Annotated in this window: 13 protein-coding genes; 4 read left to right on the forward strand and 9 right to left on the reverse strand. The window is 56.5% G+C overall.

Annotated features, from left to right (window positions below; genetic code table 11):
- Window positions 1–41: 41 nt before the first annotated feature.
- From WCG50_RS07285 to WCG50_RS07310, 6 genes are all read right to left on the reverse strand, one after another.
- Window positions 42–5,783 carry an Hpt domain-containing protein gene (locus tag WCG50_RS07285; RefSeq protein ID WP_336898924.1) on the reverse strand — a complete coding sequence of 1,914 codons (5,742 nt, stop codon included), beginning with the start codon at window positions 5,781–5,783 and terminating at the stop codon, window positions 42–44.
- A gap of 43 nt (window positions 5,784–5,826) precedes the next feature.
- Window positions 5,827–8,106: a methyl-accepting chemotaxis protein gene (locus tag WCG50_RS07290; protein WP_336898925.1), complete on the reverse strand. Its 2,280-nt coding sequence runs from the start codon at window positions 8,104–8,106 to the stop codon at window positions 5,827–5,829.
- Between the two features lie 21 nt (window positions 8,107–8,127).
- A complete protein-coding gene (locus WCG50_RS07295) occupies window positions 8,128–8,658 on the reverse strand; it encodes a chemotaxis protein CheW (protein ID WP_336898926.1) in 531 nt (176 codons plus the stop codon).
- A gap of 14 nt (window positions 8,659–8,672) precedes the next feature.
- On the reverse strand, window positions 8,673–9,038 hold the full coding sequence (locus WCG50_RS07300) for a response regulator (protein ID WP_336898927.1): 366 nt from the start codon (window positions 9,036–9,038) through the stop codon (window positions 8,673–8,675).
- Complete coding sequence (locus tag WCG50_RS07305) at window positions 9,038–9,436, reverse strand: response regulator (protein WP_336898928.1); 399 nt, start codon at window positions 9,434–9,436, stop codon at window positions 9,038–9,040. The genes WCG50_RS07300 and WCG50_RS07305 overlap by 1 nt, the downstream gene beginning before the upstream one ends.
- A gap of 62 nt (window positions 9,437–9,498) precedes the next feature.
- Entirely contained in the window at window positions 9,499–9,672 is a 174-nt protein-coding gene (locus WCG50_RS07310) for a rubredoxin (protein ID WP_336898937.1), read from the reverse strand.
- A 114-nt stretch (window positions 9,673–9,786) separates the two neighbouring features.
- Between WCG50_RS07310 and WCG50_RS07315 the strand changes: the two genes are divergently transcribed.
- The 3 genes from WCG50_RS07315 (at window position 9,787) to WCG50_RS07325 (ending at window position 12,498) form a co-directional block, all read left to right on the forward strand.
- The gene (locus tag WCG50_RS07315) at window positions 9,787–10,740 is read left to right on the forward strand and encodes a bifunctional hydroxymethylpyrimidine kinase/phosphomethylpyrimidine kinase (protein WP_336898929.1); all 954 of its coding nucleotides are present in this window, start codon (window positions 9,787–9,789) and stop codon (window positions 10,738–10,740) included.
- Window positions 10,724–12,034 carry a glutamate-1-semialdehyde 2,1-aminomutase gene (hemL, locus tag WCG50_RS07320; protein WP_336898930.1) on the forward strand — a complete coding sequence of 437 codons (1,311 nt, stop codon included), beginning with the start codon at window positions 10,724–10,726 and terminating at the stop codon, window positions 12,032–12,034. Before WCG50_RS07315 ends, hemL begins: the two co-directional genes overlap by 17 nt.
- A 68-nt stretch (window positions 12,035–12,102) precedes the next feature.
- Window positions 12,103–12,498, forward strand: a complete 396-nt coding sequence (locus tag WCG50_RS07325) for a rhodanese-like domain-containing protein (RefSeq protein WP_336898931.1) — start codon at window positions 12,103–12,105, stop codon at window positions 12,496–12,498.
- A gap of 124 nt (window positions 12,499–12,622) precedes the next feature.
- On the opposite strand, the gene purH is transcribed toward WCG50_RS07325, so the two are convergent.
- From purH to dusB, 3 genes are all read right to left on the reverse strand, one after another.
- Window positions 12,623–14,203 (reverse strand): bifunctional phosphoribosylaminoimidazolecarboxamide formyltransferase/IMP cyclohydrolase, encoded by a 1,581-nt coding sequence (gene purH, locus WCG50_RS07330; RefSeq protein ID WP_336898932.1) that lies wholly within the window; start codon window positions 14,201–14,203, stop codon window positions 12,623–12,625.
- 64 nt (window positions 14,204–14,267) lie between these two features.
- Complete coding sequence (locus WCG50_RS07335) at window positions 14,268–14,504, reverse strand: helix-turn-helix domain-containing protein (protein WP_336898933.1); 237 nt, start codon at window positions 14,502–14,504, stop codon at window positions 14,268–14,270.
- Window positions 14,501–15,550: a tRNA dihydrouridine synthase DusB gene (dusB, locus tag WCG50_RS07340; protein ID WP_336898934.1), complete on the reverse strand. Its 1,050-nt coding sequence runs from the start codon at window positions 15,548–15,550 to the stop codon at window positions 14,501–14,503. Before dusB ends, WCG50_RS07335 begins: the two co-directional genes overlap by 4 nt.
- Window positions 15,551–15,687: 137 nt before the next feature.
- Here dusB and WCG50_RS07345 point away from each other — a divergent pair, with 137 nt between their 5' ends.
- Entirely contained in the window at window positions 15,688–16,158 is a 471-nt protein-coding gene (locus WCG50_RS07345; RefSeq protein ID WP_336898935.1) for a YqaA family protein, read from the forward strand.
- The last annotated feature ends 5 nt before the right edge of the window (window positions 16,159–16,163 follow it).

Consider the following 16,163-nt stretch of genomic DNA (forward strand, 5'->3'; position numbering starts at 1 on the left):
AATAGCGGCTTGCGCAATGAACACGGGGGCTAGAGGCCTATTTAATCACCAACCGGCACCGCGCAATACTGCCGCACCAAGCCGATCAATTCATCTTCCGAATACGGTTTACCGAGGTAGTGATCCACGCCCAACTCGCGGGCATGCTCACGGTGCTTCTCGGCAATGCGCGAGGTGATCATGATGATGGGCAAGTCTTTCAACTTGCTATCACCTCGAATATTTCGCACCAGATCGAAGCCATCCATGCGTGGCATTTCAATGTCTGACAAAACGACTGCTGGCTTTTCTTCCTGTAAGCGCTCCAGTGCCTGCAGGCCGTCATTGGCCAACGCTACCCGGAAACCTTCGCGCTTGAGAAGTCGCTGGGTCACCCGACGCACCGTGATGGAGTCGTCTACCACCAGCACCAGCGGCGCCTGCGTGACGCCAGCCATCAAAGCAGTCAGCGCCGCATTGCCCGTGGCAGAAGCACCCGCCTGCTCGGCCTGGCGCTTGAGTTGTCGGGCCTGATCACCATACACCGTGGCCAGCGCCACCGGGTTGTAAATCAGCACCACGGCACCGGAAGCCAGCACCGACATCCCGGTCAGACCCGGCAAGCGCGACAACTGGGGTCCGAGGTTCTTGACCACGACTTCCTGGTTGCCCAGTACCTCATCGACGTGCATGGCGACACGTTGACCCGCACTGCGGAAAATAGCCACCGGCAAGGTTTTGGTGCGGGTCTCGCTGCTGCTGACAGACGCCTGCAACAAGGCGCCGGCCCAGAAAAATGGCACTTTTTCACCACCATACTCAAACAGATTGTCTTTGTAGGCCCGTTCCAGATCCACCACCGGCACCCGACGCACCATCTCGACCAGATTGGCCGGTACCCCGGTGATCAGCTCACCCATGCGCAGCATGACCACTTGGGTCACGGCGGTGGTCAGAGGCAATACCAGCTTGAACTGGGTACCCTGCCCCGGTTGCGTTGTGGTTTCGATGCGACCACCCAAGGCGTTGACTTCTGAGCGCACCACATCGAGACCAATGCCACGCCCGGCCAACTCGCTGATCTGCGATGCGGTTGAAAAACCTGGCGCAAAAATCAAATTGGCCAACTCGGTGTCCGTCATGGCGTCCGGGTTGGTGTGGTGGCCCTCCAAACGAGCTTTCTCGCGGATCGAAGCGACATCCAGACCGCCGCCATCGTCGCTGATCTCCACCGTGACATCGTTGCTTTGCTGCTGCAACTGGATGGTGATGGTGCCTGCCGCTGGTTTGCCGGCTTTCACACGGGCTGCCGCGTCTTCAATGCCATGCGCGACGGCATTGCGCAACAAGTGTTCAAACGCCGGGGCCATGCGGTCGAGTACGCCGCGGTCCATGTCGATTGAGCCGCCCTTGATGTCGAGCTTGACGGGCTTGCCGGTATCCTTGGACGCTTGGCGAACCACGCCGTACAACCGCTCGGAAATGCCCTCGAACTCCACCATTCGAGTGCGTAGCAGGTCGCGCTGCAGTTCTCGGGCCTGGCGCGCCTGGGCGATCAAATCGTCCTCGGTGCCTTCCACCGTGCGCTGCAAACTGCGCTGTACCGTAGCCACGTCGTGCACCGACTCGGCCATCATCCGGGTGAGTTCCTGAACCCGGGTAAACCGGTCAAACTCCAGTGGATCAAAACCCTGAGCCGAGTCTTTGGCTTGCGCCAGACGGGTTTGCATCTGTGATTCAGACTGCAATTCAATGTCACGCAGCTGGCTTCTCAAACGATCCAGGTTACCGGTCAAATCCCCCAGTGATCCACGCAGCTGACCCAAACGGGCCTCCAACCGGGAGCGTGTAATCATCACCTCGCCAGCCTGGTTGACCAAGCGGTCAAGCAACTGCGAACGCACGCGAACGGTTTGGCTTGCAACAGGCCGTAGAGGCGTCAACGGTGCGGCTGCAGGAATGATCGCCATCGGCACAGATGGCGTTGGCGCAAGGTCGGGTGCAGGTTGTAGCAACTCAAGTTCATCGGATGCCGGGCTGGCTTCGGGCAAGCTCAAGGCCTGTTCAGGCATGGCACGAAGCTGGTCAAAGTGCGCTTGAATGGCATCAAAACGGGAAAGCAGGGGCTCTAGCTGAGAAGTTTGCAGCAACTCAGAGCCCAAGTTTTCAATGACCGACTCCATGCGGTGGGTCATCTCACCCAAATGCATGGCACCCGCCAGACGCGCGCTGCCTTTGAGGGTATGTAAAACACGAAGAACTTCGTTGCGGGCACCCATGTTTTCGGGTCGCGCGGTCCATTGCCTCAGGGCACCGCCCAGTTGCGGCAACAACTCAAGCGCCTCTTCTTCAAAAATTGGGAACAAGTCCACATCAAGGACGTCGAGTGCTTCGATGTCGTCCTGCTTGTGATCAACATCAAACAAGGACACCACGGGCGCTGGAACGGAGAGTGGCGGTTCTGCTGCGATCGGCTCGACGGCTTCAAGCACGTCAATAGCGCTTAACTGATCAAAGATAGACCCGGCAAGAATATCCGAGTCAACTTCCAACGCACCGTACAAACTCTCTTCGACGATTTCAGCCACCGCCGGGAACTCGGTTTCAAGAATATCCTTGAGCTCACCCAGGATGACCTGATTGGGTTCCTTGAGAAAGCCCGCCGCAAATTGATGCAGCAAGCGGCGAATGTCTTCAGCCGCCGCGATGAACACAGTGGCATGTTCGGGAATATTTTGCGCATGCAACTGAACGTGCCGCAGGGCTTGCTCCAAAGACCGGGCAATCTCGGACAGCGCAAAAAATCCAACGGTTGCGGAACTGCCCGACAGAGAATGCGCCAATATGACAGGCGTTTCTGACAGGGCCTCTGGCAACTCCAGCGCCCACTCGTTGAGCTCGGTGAGCAAGCGGCGAGACCATTCGTCTGCCTCGTTCAAATAGACGTTATAGAGCGGAATATCGATGCGCAATGAACCGATCACCTTGACCTGATCTTCAAGATCAGAGTCGTCAAACTCAGGCAGCAGCAATTCTGCTTCTGCTTCTGCAACAGGCTCAGGTTGGGCCTCGGCTTCTACAGTCACTTCTGGCTCGACAGCCATCTCGACAAGGGGCTCGGAATCTACTTCAGCAGCAACAAGCTCGGAAGGAATCAGCTCTGCTTCTGGCAAGGTGGGTATCAGGTCGCCCAGATCAAAAGCCTCTGCCGAAACAGGTTCGATCGTTTCCAAGTCACTTGAAAAATCGAAATTCATCAAATCAACGGGCAACGCTGACTCAGGTGGTGCGGCTTCAGCCTGAAGGGTGCTGAGATCGACAGCATGTGTCGCATCAAAATCAAACATCGCGGTCACAACGAAGTCAGGCTCCTGCTCCTCGACCAACTCGGGCACTGGAACAGCTTCTTCTCCTGGCAGCACGAGTTCGACCAACTCTGGCACTGGAATAACTTCTTCGCCTGGCAGCACGAGTTCAACCACCTGGCCCTCAAGGCGCAGACCATCAGCGGCCTTGCGAAATGCCTGGGCATCCCAATGCTCTGCAGTATCCGCGGCAATATCTTCGACCCAACGCCCGAACCCATGCATGGCCTTGCTCGACAGACTGATCAAGTCGTCACTTGCCGGCTTTTGCTCTGCCAACCAGGAATTGAGCAATTGCTCCATGGCCCAGGCCGCTTCACCAAACTCATTCATGCCCACCATGCGAGCGCTGCCCTTGAGCGTATGAAGTGACCGGCGCAACGTAGTTTGCTGACTCAAATCAGCGGGATCGTCGCCCAATGCCAAGATCGCAGCCAGACCGGTTTGAACCACTTCGCGCGCTTCATCCAGAAAAATCTCTTTCAGTTCACGCTCATCGTCATCAGATGTATCCGAAGTCGATGTGGCCATCGACACGGGCGGTGGCACCTGCAATGTGGCTGCCGCGTCAAGCAGTTCAACCAGAGGGCTGGCTACAGGGGGCGCAACAACAATCGGCTCTTCTAAAGACTCAGATGTTTGCGCCAGACTCGGTGGCGCCACTTGCTCAACCGATTTCTGCCGCCCCATGACGGGCTTGAATTCACCGAGCTCTTCATCATAGAAAAATAATTTTTTGGCCAGTTCGCGCTGATAACTCAGCATATCAATCAAAAATCCAAGCGCACCCAGGCTGTTGCCAAGCTTCTCAAAAATACCGGAACGCGCGGCGTCAACGTCAACAACATCCACCAGGAGCTGCTCGACACTGCCACGCATGCGCAAGGTAGCAAGCGCCGCCTGGTCCAGGCCCAGCACCGAGAACACACCCCGCATTTGCGCCAACTGACTCGGCACTTCATGCAAGGGCACTTTATCCATGGGGTCACGGAAGAACAAGTCCAGAGATTTCTCTACGGCGCCCAGGTTGGTGCGCAACTCGTCCACCACGCTACCCATGATTTGACGATCACTGACCCGGCGGTACAAGTCTTCCATCCAGCCTTCAAGCGGCTCTGTTTGACCGCCTGCATTGGCATGCTCCAGGCGACGTGCCAGGCTATCGCTGCGTTCAGCCATGTGTGAATCAGTGGGATCCAGGTCCTCGTAAGCGGCCTCAAGATAAAGCACCACCGTGGCCACTTCCATGGCCAGTGCTGGTGGTGGCGCTTCACCGGAACGGGCGGTCGTTTCAATGGCCTGCGTCAAGGCCCGCACCAAGTCCCCACTTTCAGGGTGCAACTTCAGCACTGAATCGGTGACTAGGCTAAATTGATCGGTGGCTACCTTCAAGCGATTGGTATCCCCACCGGACAAGGCCGACCAGGTCTCGGTGGCTGCTGCGATGCGCTTGCGCGCCTGTACCAGCAGCGCTGGATCGAATCGACCAAACTGTGGATTTTCGTAATCGAAAGATTTGGTCTGGGTCAAACCGTACGCAGCACGGACGGCAGACAACACCGGCGCTTCATCCGACGATATTGGAATGGCTTGGGCGCAAAAAAACAACAAGTCTTGCAGCAGGCGTTCTGAGATACCTGACTCACCTCGTGCCAGCGTTCGGTACTGAAGAAGAATTCTGGAGGCGGCCCGCTTGCCGTAAACATCCGTGGGGCACAGCCCCTTTGAGACGGCTTCAAAATAGGCCGCACAAATTTTCCAAAAAACGCGCGGCTCCAACTCGCTTTGTGCAGCAGCAAAACCCAGACTGATGTCGCGCATGGCCGTGGCGGCGTCCACATCACAGGTCTTGACCACCTTCAGAACATGCCAGTCAAGTAGCACCCGTACCGATGAGTCATAACTAAGTGGCGCCACCTGATACGGCAATACGACGTCAACCCACCGCCAATTGAGTGGCCACAAATCAGCGGGATGTACGCGATCATCGCCCACCAGTTCTACAACATCGCGGTACTGTGGGAACAAGGCCACAGGAGAGGCAGCTTTGCCCTTGATGACACCTTCAAGAAATTCAGTCAGCGCAAAGCTGGCTCGTTCTACTTTGTTGGCGGCATCGTCACTGCACATTTCTGGACGTTGGACAAATTTCTGGGCAAGCGCTTCCATGGCGCGCAAGACCTTGGCGGGCTCTGCCATACCGACCATTTCGAGAGCGCCGACTGCTTGGTGCAGTTGTTGTCGGGCAATGCGCAACTGGCTGGCATCGAGAGCCGCCAAATCAGACCCGCGTGCCAATTCTGCATCGCGAACAAACCGGCGCAGGGCCTTGGTAGCGCCTTCAAGCGATTTACGCAATTCATCGAGCACCCAAGCCAAAGGCCCAAGATCGGTTGCAGGGGTTTCATTGTCGCCAGTCAGGGCAGCGTTTGGTTGCATGGGTTCGTGCACTCCTGGGGTAACAAATTTACACGGTCACGGGTCAGGCGATCTTGAACCGGGCCACCGACTGGCGCAATTCTTCAGCCATTTTTGAGAGCTCGCGCACTTGGGCAGCGGTGGAACGCGTTCCTTCGCCCGTCTGCTCCGTGACCGCAAAAATATGTTGAATATTCTCAGCCACCACATTGGCCAGGTTGGCCTCGCGCGAAGTAGAGCTGGAAATCTGTTCAATCAAATCAGAGAGGCGGCGTGACACCTGGTCAATTTCTGTCAGCGCGGTACCGGCGTTATCAGACAGCTTTGCGCCTTCGACCACCCCTTGAGTTGACCGCTCCATTGCGCCCACGGCATCCTGGGTATCCGTTTGAATGGCTTTCACCAAGGCCGAAATCTGACGTGTTGCATCTGCAGACCGTTCAGCCAAACGCTGCACTTCCTCAGCCACCACGGAGAAACCTCGACCGGCTTCACCGGCTGAAGCGGCTTGAATGGCGGCATTCAGCGCCAATACATTGGTCTGTTCGGTAATGTCTGAAATGAGTTCAGTGATTTCACCAATTTCCTGGGAAGACTCGCCGAGTCGCTTGATGCGCTTGGACGTTTCCTGAATCTGATCTCGAATGGAGTTCATACCGCCAATGGCGTTCTGAACCGCTTGCAAACCGACCTCGGCGGCTTTCAGCGATTGACGCGCCACGGCAGCAGACTCCTGAGCCTGTACGGAGACATCGTTAATACGAGAAGCCATCTCCACGACAGAACGGCCGGTTTCACGAATTTCATGCAATTGCTCGTTGGAAGCCGCCAACAACTCGGTTGAAGTGGTGTCAACATCGGCCGTAGTCTGTGCCACACGCGCCGCCGTATTTTGCACATTTCCAACTAACGATCGCAGTTCTTCAACGGTGTAATTCACGGAGTCTGCAATGGCGCCCGTAATGTCTTCAGTGACCGTGGCCTCCTGTGTCAAATCGCCTTCGGCCACAGTTTGCAGTTCATTCATCAAACGCAAAATGGCCGCCTGATTAGCATCGTTCACCCGCTTGGCTTCTTGCTCTTGGTGTTCAGCTCCTACGCGTTGAGTCTCGGCAACATCCTGGCGTTTACGGCTATCAAGCAACTGGACATATGACAATCCACCCGCACTCAGGATTGCAAAAAAGGCTGCCCCAAGCAAGGTCAACAGGGCGACAAAGCCCAAGCCAGTTTGGGAAGACAACTTGCTTTGCAGTGCCTCAAGATTCCGACGCAAAGGTTCGCTGTCAGCAACAATAGAGACTTGCGCTTCACGTGCCGAAACTAGGCCTTGCAGGTTCCCCAAAATAGCGCCGGCCTGAGTCCGGGTTTCCTCGAAAAGCTTAATCAAGGCCGTCAGACGCTCGCGTATCTGTGCGTCTTTAGCGACGCCTAAACGCAGTTCGGCGTTGCCACTTAACAAACCCTGTGAAATTTCCATGAATGAGTTCAAGTCTTTGCCCAGTAGAAAAACGGCCTCAGGACTGACACCCTCAACGGTCAGGAATTCATTGGAAGACTTTCCAATACGCTGCGTCAACATCACCAACTGACTGGCTGCTGCAATTTCCGCCGAAGGAGCACCTTGTTGCAATTTCAGAGAGGACACCGTCTCTGCAATTTCCAAAAGATCAGATGACTGGCGATTGATCAGCCGAAGCGCGGCACCGACTTGTGTCAGAATTTTCTGCTGAGCCATGACGGTAGCTGCGTTCTTTTCGGCACGATCCATCAGAGGCGTAATTTTCTCCAACTCAGCCTGGTAGGCCGCACTCAAGGGCGACAAACTCATCTTGTCGTCGCCATCCTTCAGGCCACGCACCGACTTGGCCAGCACATTCGAACTCTCCGCCACATCGGGGAAGGCCTGCGCGCCTCCGACCAGGGCCTGAGATACAGATTTAGCCAAACGTTGCGACTGCATCAGCGAGTTTCCGGTCGCCTCCATTTGCTGCGCCACCCGGTCGCCCTGGCTTAAAGCAAACAAGGTCACGATGGCCAACAACACCAGCGCTGCACCCAACATAATTGACAACATTCGCTGATGCTGCACGATGGTTTTCTTGCCCAAAACTGGCAAGCTGATCAAGTCTGCGGACTCTTTACTGTCCTCAGTATTCAAAGTCGCGGATTCTTCAAACTGCCCTACCGATAGGAGCGCTTCAGGCCCTGATTCACCCTTCATCTGCTCGGTCACCACCATGTCGGCGGCCGAATCAGGGTGGCTCAAGCTCAACGGGGAGCCTGCCTCGGCATCCGGCGTCTTTTTTGTGAACATGTTTTTTAGTTGGTCAACGACGGACATAAGGAAACCTTAAATAAAGACTTAGGCGCTAATGCTGAGAAAATCAGAAAATTGAGAGAGCGATTGCAAGTTGATTTCTTGCCAATGCTCACCATGGAGGTCAGTCAACCGGCTACCAAAATAAGCCGGCGAACCCGCTGGCGGCGAGACAGCTTCTGAAAACGCTTCTCGTTTTCGAAGTCCAGCCAGATCGTCCACCATCAAGGCGCAATTCAGTTCAAGTGCGGTATTGAACGTGATCACACTCGCTTCTGAAAGCGATTGTTCAGTTCTGGCGCGTGCTGACTTTCCGTCCATGAAGCCCGCCAGATCGACCACACCGAACAACACACCTCGGAGATTGACCACCCCCATAAACCAGGGACGCGAGTAGGGAACAGCCTGCACCGCAGGCAAAGGAAAGATTTCACCTGATTGCGACAAGGGGAACAGGCAATTATTTTCGCCCACCTTCACAGCCAGCCATGCAGCAGACACAGTTTCTGTGCGCGCGGCTTGCAAGCGGCTGGCCAAGCGTGTCTGGAGATCCCGAAGAGCTTCTCGATTCGCCATAGGGTCCTGAGGTGTTAACCCAAAGCCTTGATTTTGATCAGTAATTCGGCCGCATCGACCGGCTTGGTAATGTAGTCGCGAGCACCTTGGCGCATACCCCAAACCCGATCCGTTTCCAGATTTTTGCTGGTGCACATAATAATTGGAATACCCGCGTACTCCGGTGTCCTATTGATGGAACGCGTCAGTTGAAACCCGTTTTGCCCCGGCATCACCACGTCCATGAGGATCAAGTCAGGCTTTTCTTCGGCCAATCGCTTGAATGCTTCATCAGCGCCTTCTGCCGTTCGGACCGACATGCCGTTTTTTTGAAGCAAATTCGTCATGAACATCAATTCAGTTTTTGAATCATCCACAACCAGAACTTTTTGGATTGCCATCAATTTACTCCTTGCATTGCATTTCCAAACTGCTGAACAGCCTGCAATAACTGGTCTTTGGTGAAAGGTTTTGTCAAATAATCTTGTGCGCCGACCATTCTCCCACGGGCCTTGTCGAAGACGCCATCCTTGGAGGACAGCATGACAATAGGCACACTGGAGAACTTGGCGTTGCGCTTGATGATGGCGCAGGTCTGATAACCATCAAGACGAGGCATCAGAATGTCGCAAAAAATGAGATGGGGTTGGTAGTCGTTGACCTTGGCCAGCGCATCAAAACCATCCTCGGCGAGAACGACCTCATGCCCGCCCTGTTTGAGGAAAATCTCGGCACTGCGCCGAATGGTGTTGCTGTCATCAATCACCAGAATTTTAAAAGTCGATCCAGTCGTATTCACAAGACACTGCTCCCGAGCTAACAGGTTGATTTAACGATGAAACACATTATGAGCGTTAGGCCTTAAATGTTCACCATTTCGAAGTCTTCTTTTCTTGCGCCACATTCAGGACAGGTCCAATTGAGGGGAACCTGACTCCATGGCGTGCCAGGGGCCACGCCATGTTCAGCATCGCCGGTGGCTTCATCGTAGATCCAGCCACAAATCAGGCACATCCATGTTTTACTCTCGATCACAGCTTGTAGTGCCTTCTCATAGAATACATTCTTGAACATCGACGCCGTTCGCAATTTGCGCACTGCACGCCACCATTCACTCCATTCTGCCTGAAGAAAACGACAGGCCTGCTCATGCCAACATCCTCGGATTCACTCACAACCGAAGACCTGCAAACAGCGACCCACCCCGCCTGCGTCCTGGTGTTCAATGCCAATGACCCAAGCGGCGCGGGCGGATTGGCGGCCGATGTCACGGCCATCGCCTCGGTCGGCGCCCATGCGCTCCCGATCATGACCGGGGCGTATGCACGCGACAGCGCCAAGATCTTTGACCACTTTGCACTGGATGACGAAGCCGTCACGGAACAAGCCCGGGCCGTACTGGAAGATGTCGCCGTCCAGGTGATAAAGGTTGGGTTTGCCGGCTCACCTGAAAACCTCGCGGTGGTGGCCAGCATTGCCGCCGACTACGCCGATGCGCCCCTGATTGCCTATATGCCCGACCTGTCCTGGTGGGATGAGGTTCAAATTGACCTCTACCTGGATGCCTTCAAGGAAATGGTGCTGCCCCAAACCACGGTTTTGGTCGGCAACCATAGCACCTTATGGCGCTGGCTACTGCCTGAATGGAGCGTCGAGCGCAGCCCCAGCGCGCGGGACCTGGCCCGCGCAGCCCACGAGTGCGGCGTGTCCTTTACGCTGGTAACAGGCATCCCCTTGCCGGACCAGTTCATCGACAACGTGTTGTGTTCGCCCCAAACCATTCTGGCGAGCGAAAAGTTCGAACGCTTTGAAGCCGTGTTTACCGGTGCGGGCGACACGCTGTCAGCGGCGCTGGCAGCCTTGCTGGCCAGTGGTGACAACCTCACAGAATCATTCACTGAAGCGCTCAGCTACCTGGACCGCTGTCTCGAAGGTGGTTTTCGCCCCGGCATGGGCCATGTGGTGCCAGACCGCCTTTTCTGGGCGCAAACAGATGACGCACCAGAATCCGACGCAGACGCAGACGAAACTGACATCGACGATCCCATTTTTCTCTCCTCCATTTCTACTTTAGATATCCCACCCAATGACACAAAACACTGACCTCAACCTCGCCCTGTTCGAGCGCGCCAAGCGCGTCATCCCGGGCGGCGTCAACTCACCGGTGCGCGCTTTCAAGGCGGTTGGCGGCACGCCCCGTTTTGTCAAGCGTGCCCAAGGTGCTTACTTTTGGGATGCCAACGACCAGCGCTACATCGACTTCATTGGCTCCTGGGGGCCAATGATTCTGGGCCACGGCCACCCGGCGGTTCTAAAGGCGGTGCAAGACGCCGCGCTGGAAGGCTTCTCGTTTGGCGCCCCGACCGAGCGCGAGATTGAGTTGGCCGAAGAAATTCTGAAACTGATGCCCTCGATGGACATGGTGCGCCTGGTCAGCTCCGGCACCGAAGCCGCCATGAGCGCTATACGACTGGCACGCGGCGCCACCGGTCGCAGCAAGCTCATCAAGTTTGAAGGCTGCTACCACGGCCACGCCGACGCTCTGCTCGTCAAGGCCGGCTCGGGCCTGGCGACCTTTGGCAATGCCACCAGTGCCGGCGTACCCGCCGAAGTGGTGCAACACACGTTGGTGCTGGAATACAACAATATTCAACAGATTGAGGATGCGTTCGCCCTTCACGGCGACACCATCGCCTGCTTGATGATTGAGCCGATTGCCGGCAACATGAACTTTGTGCGCGCCTCGGTGCCCTTCGTCAAACGCTGCCGCGAACTCTGCACCCAACACGGCACCTTGCTGGTATTTGACGAAGTCATGAACGGATTCCGCGTGGCACTCGGCGGCGCGCAAAGCGTCTACGCCCGCGACATTCCCGGCTTTGAGCCCGACATCACCGTCATGGGCAAGGTCATTGGTGGCGGCATGCCACTGGCGGCTTTTGGCGCCAAACGCGCCGTCATGGAACACCTTGCGCCACTCGGAGGGGTTTACCAGGCCGGCACCTTGTCGGGCAACCCGGTCGCCACCGCGTGCGGTCTGGCCACGCTGCGTGAGATTCAAAAACCCGGTTTCTTTGAGGACTTGTCGCGCAAAACCCGCCTGCTGGTGGACGGGTTGACCCAAGCCGCCCACAGCGAAGGCGTGAGTTTTTGCGCTGACAGCGAAGGCGGCATGTTCGGCTTCTTCCTGTTTGACGCCCTGCCGCAAAACTACGCCAAGGTCATGACCACCGACAGCACCCGTTTTAACCTGCTGTTCCACGGCCTGCTCGACCGCGGCGTCTACATTGCGCCAGCCTTGTACGAAGCTGGTTTTGTGAGCGCGGCGCACACCGATGAAGACATCACCGCAGCGGTTACTGCCGCGCACGAGATTTTCAAACTGTTACCAAAATAATAGCTGCTCGCGCTTATTCCACGGGGGATAGCGCCCTATTTCTTATAAATTGATTGAGATCTTCCAATATGAACTTCAAAAAAATCTTCTCGACACTCGCCAGTAGCATGCTGATGCTGGCGCTTCAAAGCACCGCCCATGCCAACGCGCCCTCGGTTACCTTGGAAGCTGCGCGCACCGCGCTGGAGAAATCGACCGCGACCGTGGTGGATATCCGTGAACCCAGCGAGCAATCCAGCGGCGTGGCCAAAGGCGCGCTGCTGATTCCCATGGGCCAAATTTCCAAGCGTCTGAGCGAGTTGCCCAAAGGTGACGCCAAACCGCTGCTCGTGATTTGCAATACGCAAAACCGTTCGACCAAAATTGCCGATCAGTTGCAAGCGGCCGGCTACACCAATGTGAGCTATGTTCAAGGTGGCATGAGCCAGTGGACGGCACGCGGTTGGCCGCTGGTTAAACCCTGAATTTGCTATTTAAAAAATAGCTACTCACGCATATAGAACGGGGGCTAGAGCCCTATTTATCATAAAAAAAGCAGCCAAGGCTGCTTTTTTTTATTTCAGTGCCCGCAACGCGCGAGCGTCAAGTTCAATGGCGGAAATGACGCACGCCGCTGAACACCATCGCCACGCCGCGCTCGTCAGCCGCGTCGATCACTTCCTGGTCCCGCATCGAGCCACCGGGCTGGATGACGCAAGTTGCACCCGCATCGACCACCACATCCAGACCATCGCGGAACGGGAAGAACGCATCGCTGGCCACCGCTGTACCGTTCAATGACAGATTGGCGTGCTGGGCCTTGATGCTGGCAATGCGGGCCGAGTCCAGACGACTCATTTGGCCGGCGCCAACGCCCATCGTCATGCCGCCTTTGCAGAAAACAATGGCGTTGCTCTTGACGAACTTGGCCACGTTCCAGGCAAACAACAGGTCTTGCAACTGCTGTGCGGTGGGCTGCACCTTGGTGACCACTTTGAGGTCGGCCAGGGTCAACTCATGGTTGTCGGCAGTTTGCATCAACAAGCCGGAGCTGACGCGCTTGATGTCCATGGCGTTGCGACCCTGACTGCCATCGGCGGGCAGGCTGATTTTCAGGATGCGCACGTTGACCTTGGTCTTGAACACTTCCAGCGCCTCGGGGGTGTAATCCGGTGCCATCAGCACTTCAACGAATTGCTTCGAAATTTGTAGCGCCACTTGCACGTCCAGCGTGCGGTTGAGGGCAATAATGCCGCCAAAAGCCGAAGTCGGGTCGGTCTGGAAAGCCTTGCTGTAGGCCTCCAACGGGTCAGCGCCGACCGCCACACCGCAGGGGTTGGCGTGCTTGACGATGACGCAGGCTGCTTCCTTGGCCGCGTCAAAGCTCTTGACGCATTCCCAGGCGGCATCGGCATCGGCGATGTTGTTAAAGCTCAGCTCCTTGCCGTGCAACTGCACCGCCGTGACCAGCGAACCCACCGCTGGAGAAAGGTCGCTGTAGAAAGCGGCTTGCTGATGTGGGTTTTCTCCGTAGCGCAGGTCTTGCAGTTTGATGAACTGGCTGTTGGCTTGGGCCGGGAACAACTGTCGCGATGGCGTGCTGTTGCCTTCTTCGAAGTTGATGGATGACAAATAGTCGCTGATGGCGCCGTCGTACTGGCTGATGCGGTTGAACGCAGCCACCGACAAAGCAAACTTGGTTTTGAGCGTCAAGCCGCCGTCTTTCAACTCGGCCAGCACTTGGGCGTACTGCGAGGCGTCGGTCAACACCGCCACGTCTTTCCAGTTTTTGGCCGCACTACGCACCATGGCCGGGCCGCCGATGTCGATGTTCTCAATCGCGTCTTCGAGCGTGCAACCGGGTTTGGCCACGGTGGATTCAAACGGGTACAGGTTGACCACCAGCAGGTCGATGGTATCGATGCCGTGTTCTTTGATCGCCGCCATGTGCTCGGGCAGGTCGCGTCGGGCCAGCAGGCCGCCGTGCACTTTGGGGTGCAGGGTTTTGACACGGCCGTCCAGCATCTCGGGGAAACCGGTGACTTCAGCCACTTCGGTCACAGGCAAGCCTTTTTCAGCCAGCAGTTTGGCGGTTCCTCCGGTGGACAGCAGCTTGATGCCCAGCGCGTGCAGGGCTTGGGCAAATTCAACGATGCCGGTTTTATCGGAGACGGAAATTAGAGCGTTCATGGGTTCAATCTAAAGGAAAAAAAGGGTTCAAGGCCGGGGTCGGCAGGGAATGACGGCGCGGCCGTTAGGTAATCAGCTGGTGCTCCAGCAGTTTTTTACGCAGAGTGTTTCGGTTCAGGCCCAGCCATTGGGCCGCTTTGGACTGGTTGTTGTCCGCGTGTTTCATGACGATTTCAAGCAGCGGTTTTTCCACCACGTTGACCAGCATGTCGTACATGCCATTCGGCTCGGATTCACCCAGGTCCATCAGGTAACCCTCCAGACTGTTGCGCACGCATTCTTCAATGTGCATAGTGCTCATGCAGATGTCTCCATTTTTATACTTTCACTGTCCAAAACATTCCGCACGACGGACGGCATCCGGTCTGTACGTGCATTCAGCTCATCAAAAAAATCTGCCACGGCTTTCACCTGAAGGCCGCAGTCTTCTATCAAATTCATGCGCGCGCGAAAGGCCTCGCCGCCAGATAGCGCCTTGACATACCAGCCAATGTGTTTGCGCGCCGAGCGCACACCGCTGTACTCGCCGTACAGCGCGTAATGGTCTTGTAGATGGTCCAGCAGCAAGTGCTTGACCTCGGCTACCAGCGGCGGTGCGAGGTGCTGGCCCGTCGCCATGAAATGCACCATCTCGCGAAAAATCCAGGGGCGTCCCTGCGCGGCGCGGCCAATCATCACGGCGTCGGCCTTCGTCTCGAAAAGCACCTGCAAAGCTTTCTCGGGCGAATCAATGTCGCCATTCGCCACGACCGGCACGCCCACGGCAGCTTTGACGGCGGCGATGGTGTCGTACTCGGCCAGGCCCTTGTAGCCCTGCTCACGGGTACGACCATGCACTGTGATCATCTGCACACCCGCGCTTTCGGCGGCACGCGCCAGCGCCACTGCATTTTTATTTTCCTGTGACCAACCGGTGCGCATCTTGAGCGTGACCGGTACGCCGCGTGGCGCGCACACCGCCACCACGGCCTCGACGATGCCAATCGCCAACGTCTCGTCCTGCATCAATGCAGAGCCCGCCCACTTGTTACAGACTTTTTTTGCCGGGCAACCCATGTTGATATCGATGATCTGCGCGCCGCGGTCGATGTTGTAGGCCGCCGCCTCGCCCATCATCAGCGCATCGGTTCCGGCAATTTGCACCGCAATCGGGCCAGGCTCACCTTCGTGATTGGCACGGCGGGAGGTTTTGAGCGTGTCCCACAAATCCGGCCGACTCGTCACCATCTCGCTCACGGCATAACCCGCGCCCAGTTGCTTGCACAACTGACGGAAAGGCCGATCCGTCACCCCAGCCATGGGGGCGACAAAAAACGGATTCGACAGGCTATAGGGACCGATGTTCATGCGAACAAAACAATGGACTGGGTGAATAACAACGATTGGAAACGGGGGTGGCAGAACGCCTGCCGATGATTCTAACTGCCCAAAATTTCAGCAATTGAAACGCAAAAACTAAAACTCAAACCTATACTCATGCACCCATGGAAGCCTGGCTCGAACACATCCTCAAACTACTCGCCCTGCCAGAATTTGGTCTCAGCACGGTGTTTGTGGTGTCTTTCATTTCCGCCACGCTACTGCCACTGGGCTCAGAACCGGTGGTGTTCGGCCTGATCAAACTCAACCCGGAACTATTTTGGCCGACCATTCTGGTCGCCACCGCTGGCAATACGCTGGGCGGCGCCGTGACATGGGCCATGGGGCTGGGCTCACACAAAGTGGTGAACCACTACCAGCACTCCAAAACCCATCTGCGGGCGCTGGACTGGCTGGAGCGGTTAGGCCCCAAAGCCTGCCTGCTGGCCTGGCTTCCGGTGGTCGGCGACCCCTTGTGCGCGGTGGCGGGTTGGCTCAAACTGCCTTTCTGGCCCTGTGTGATCTACATGGCGATCGGCAAGTTTGCCCGCTACGTCACCATGACGGCGGCGCTGGTCGGTGTGTTTGGCAGTTAATCAGG

The organism is Rhodoferax sp., assembly GCF_037143375.1.
Taxonomy (GTDB): domain Bacteria; phylum Pseudomonadota; class Gammaproteobacteria; order Burkholderiales; family Burkholderiaceae_C; genus Rhodoferax.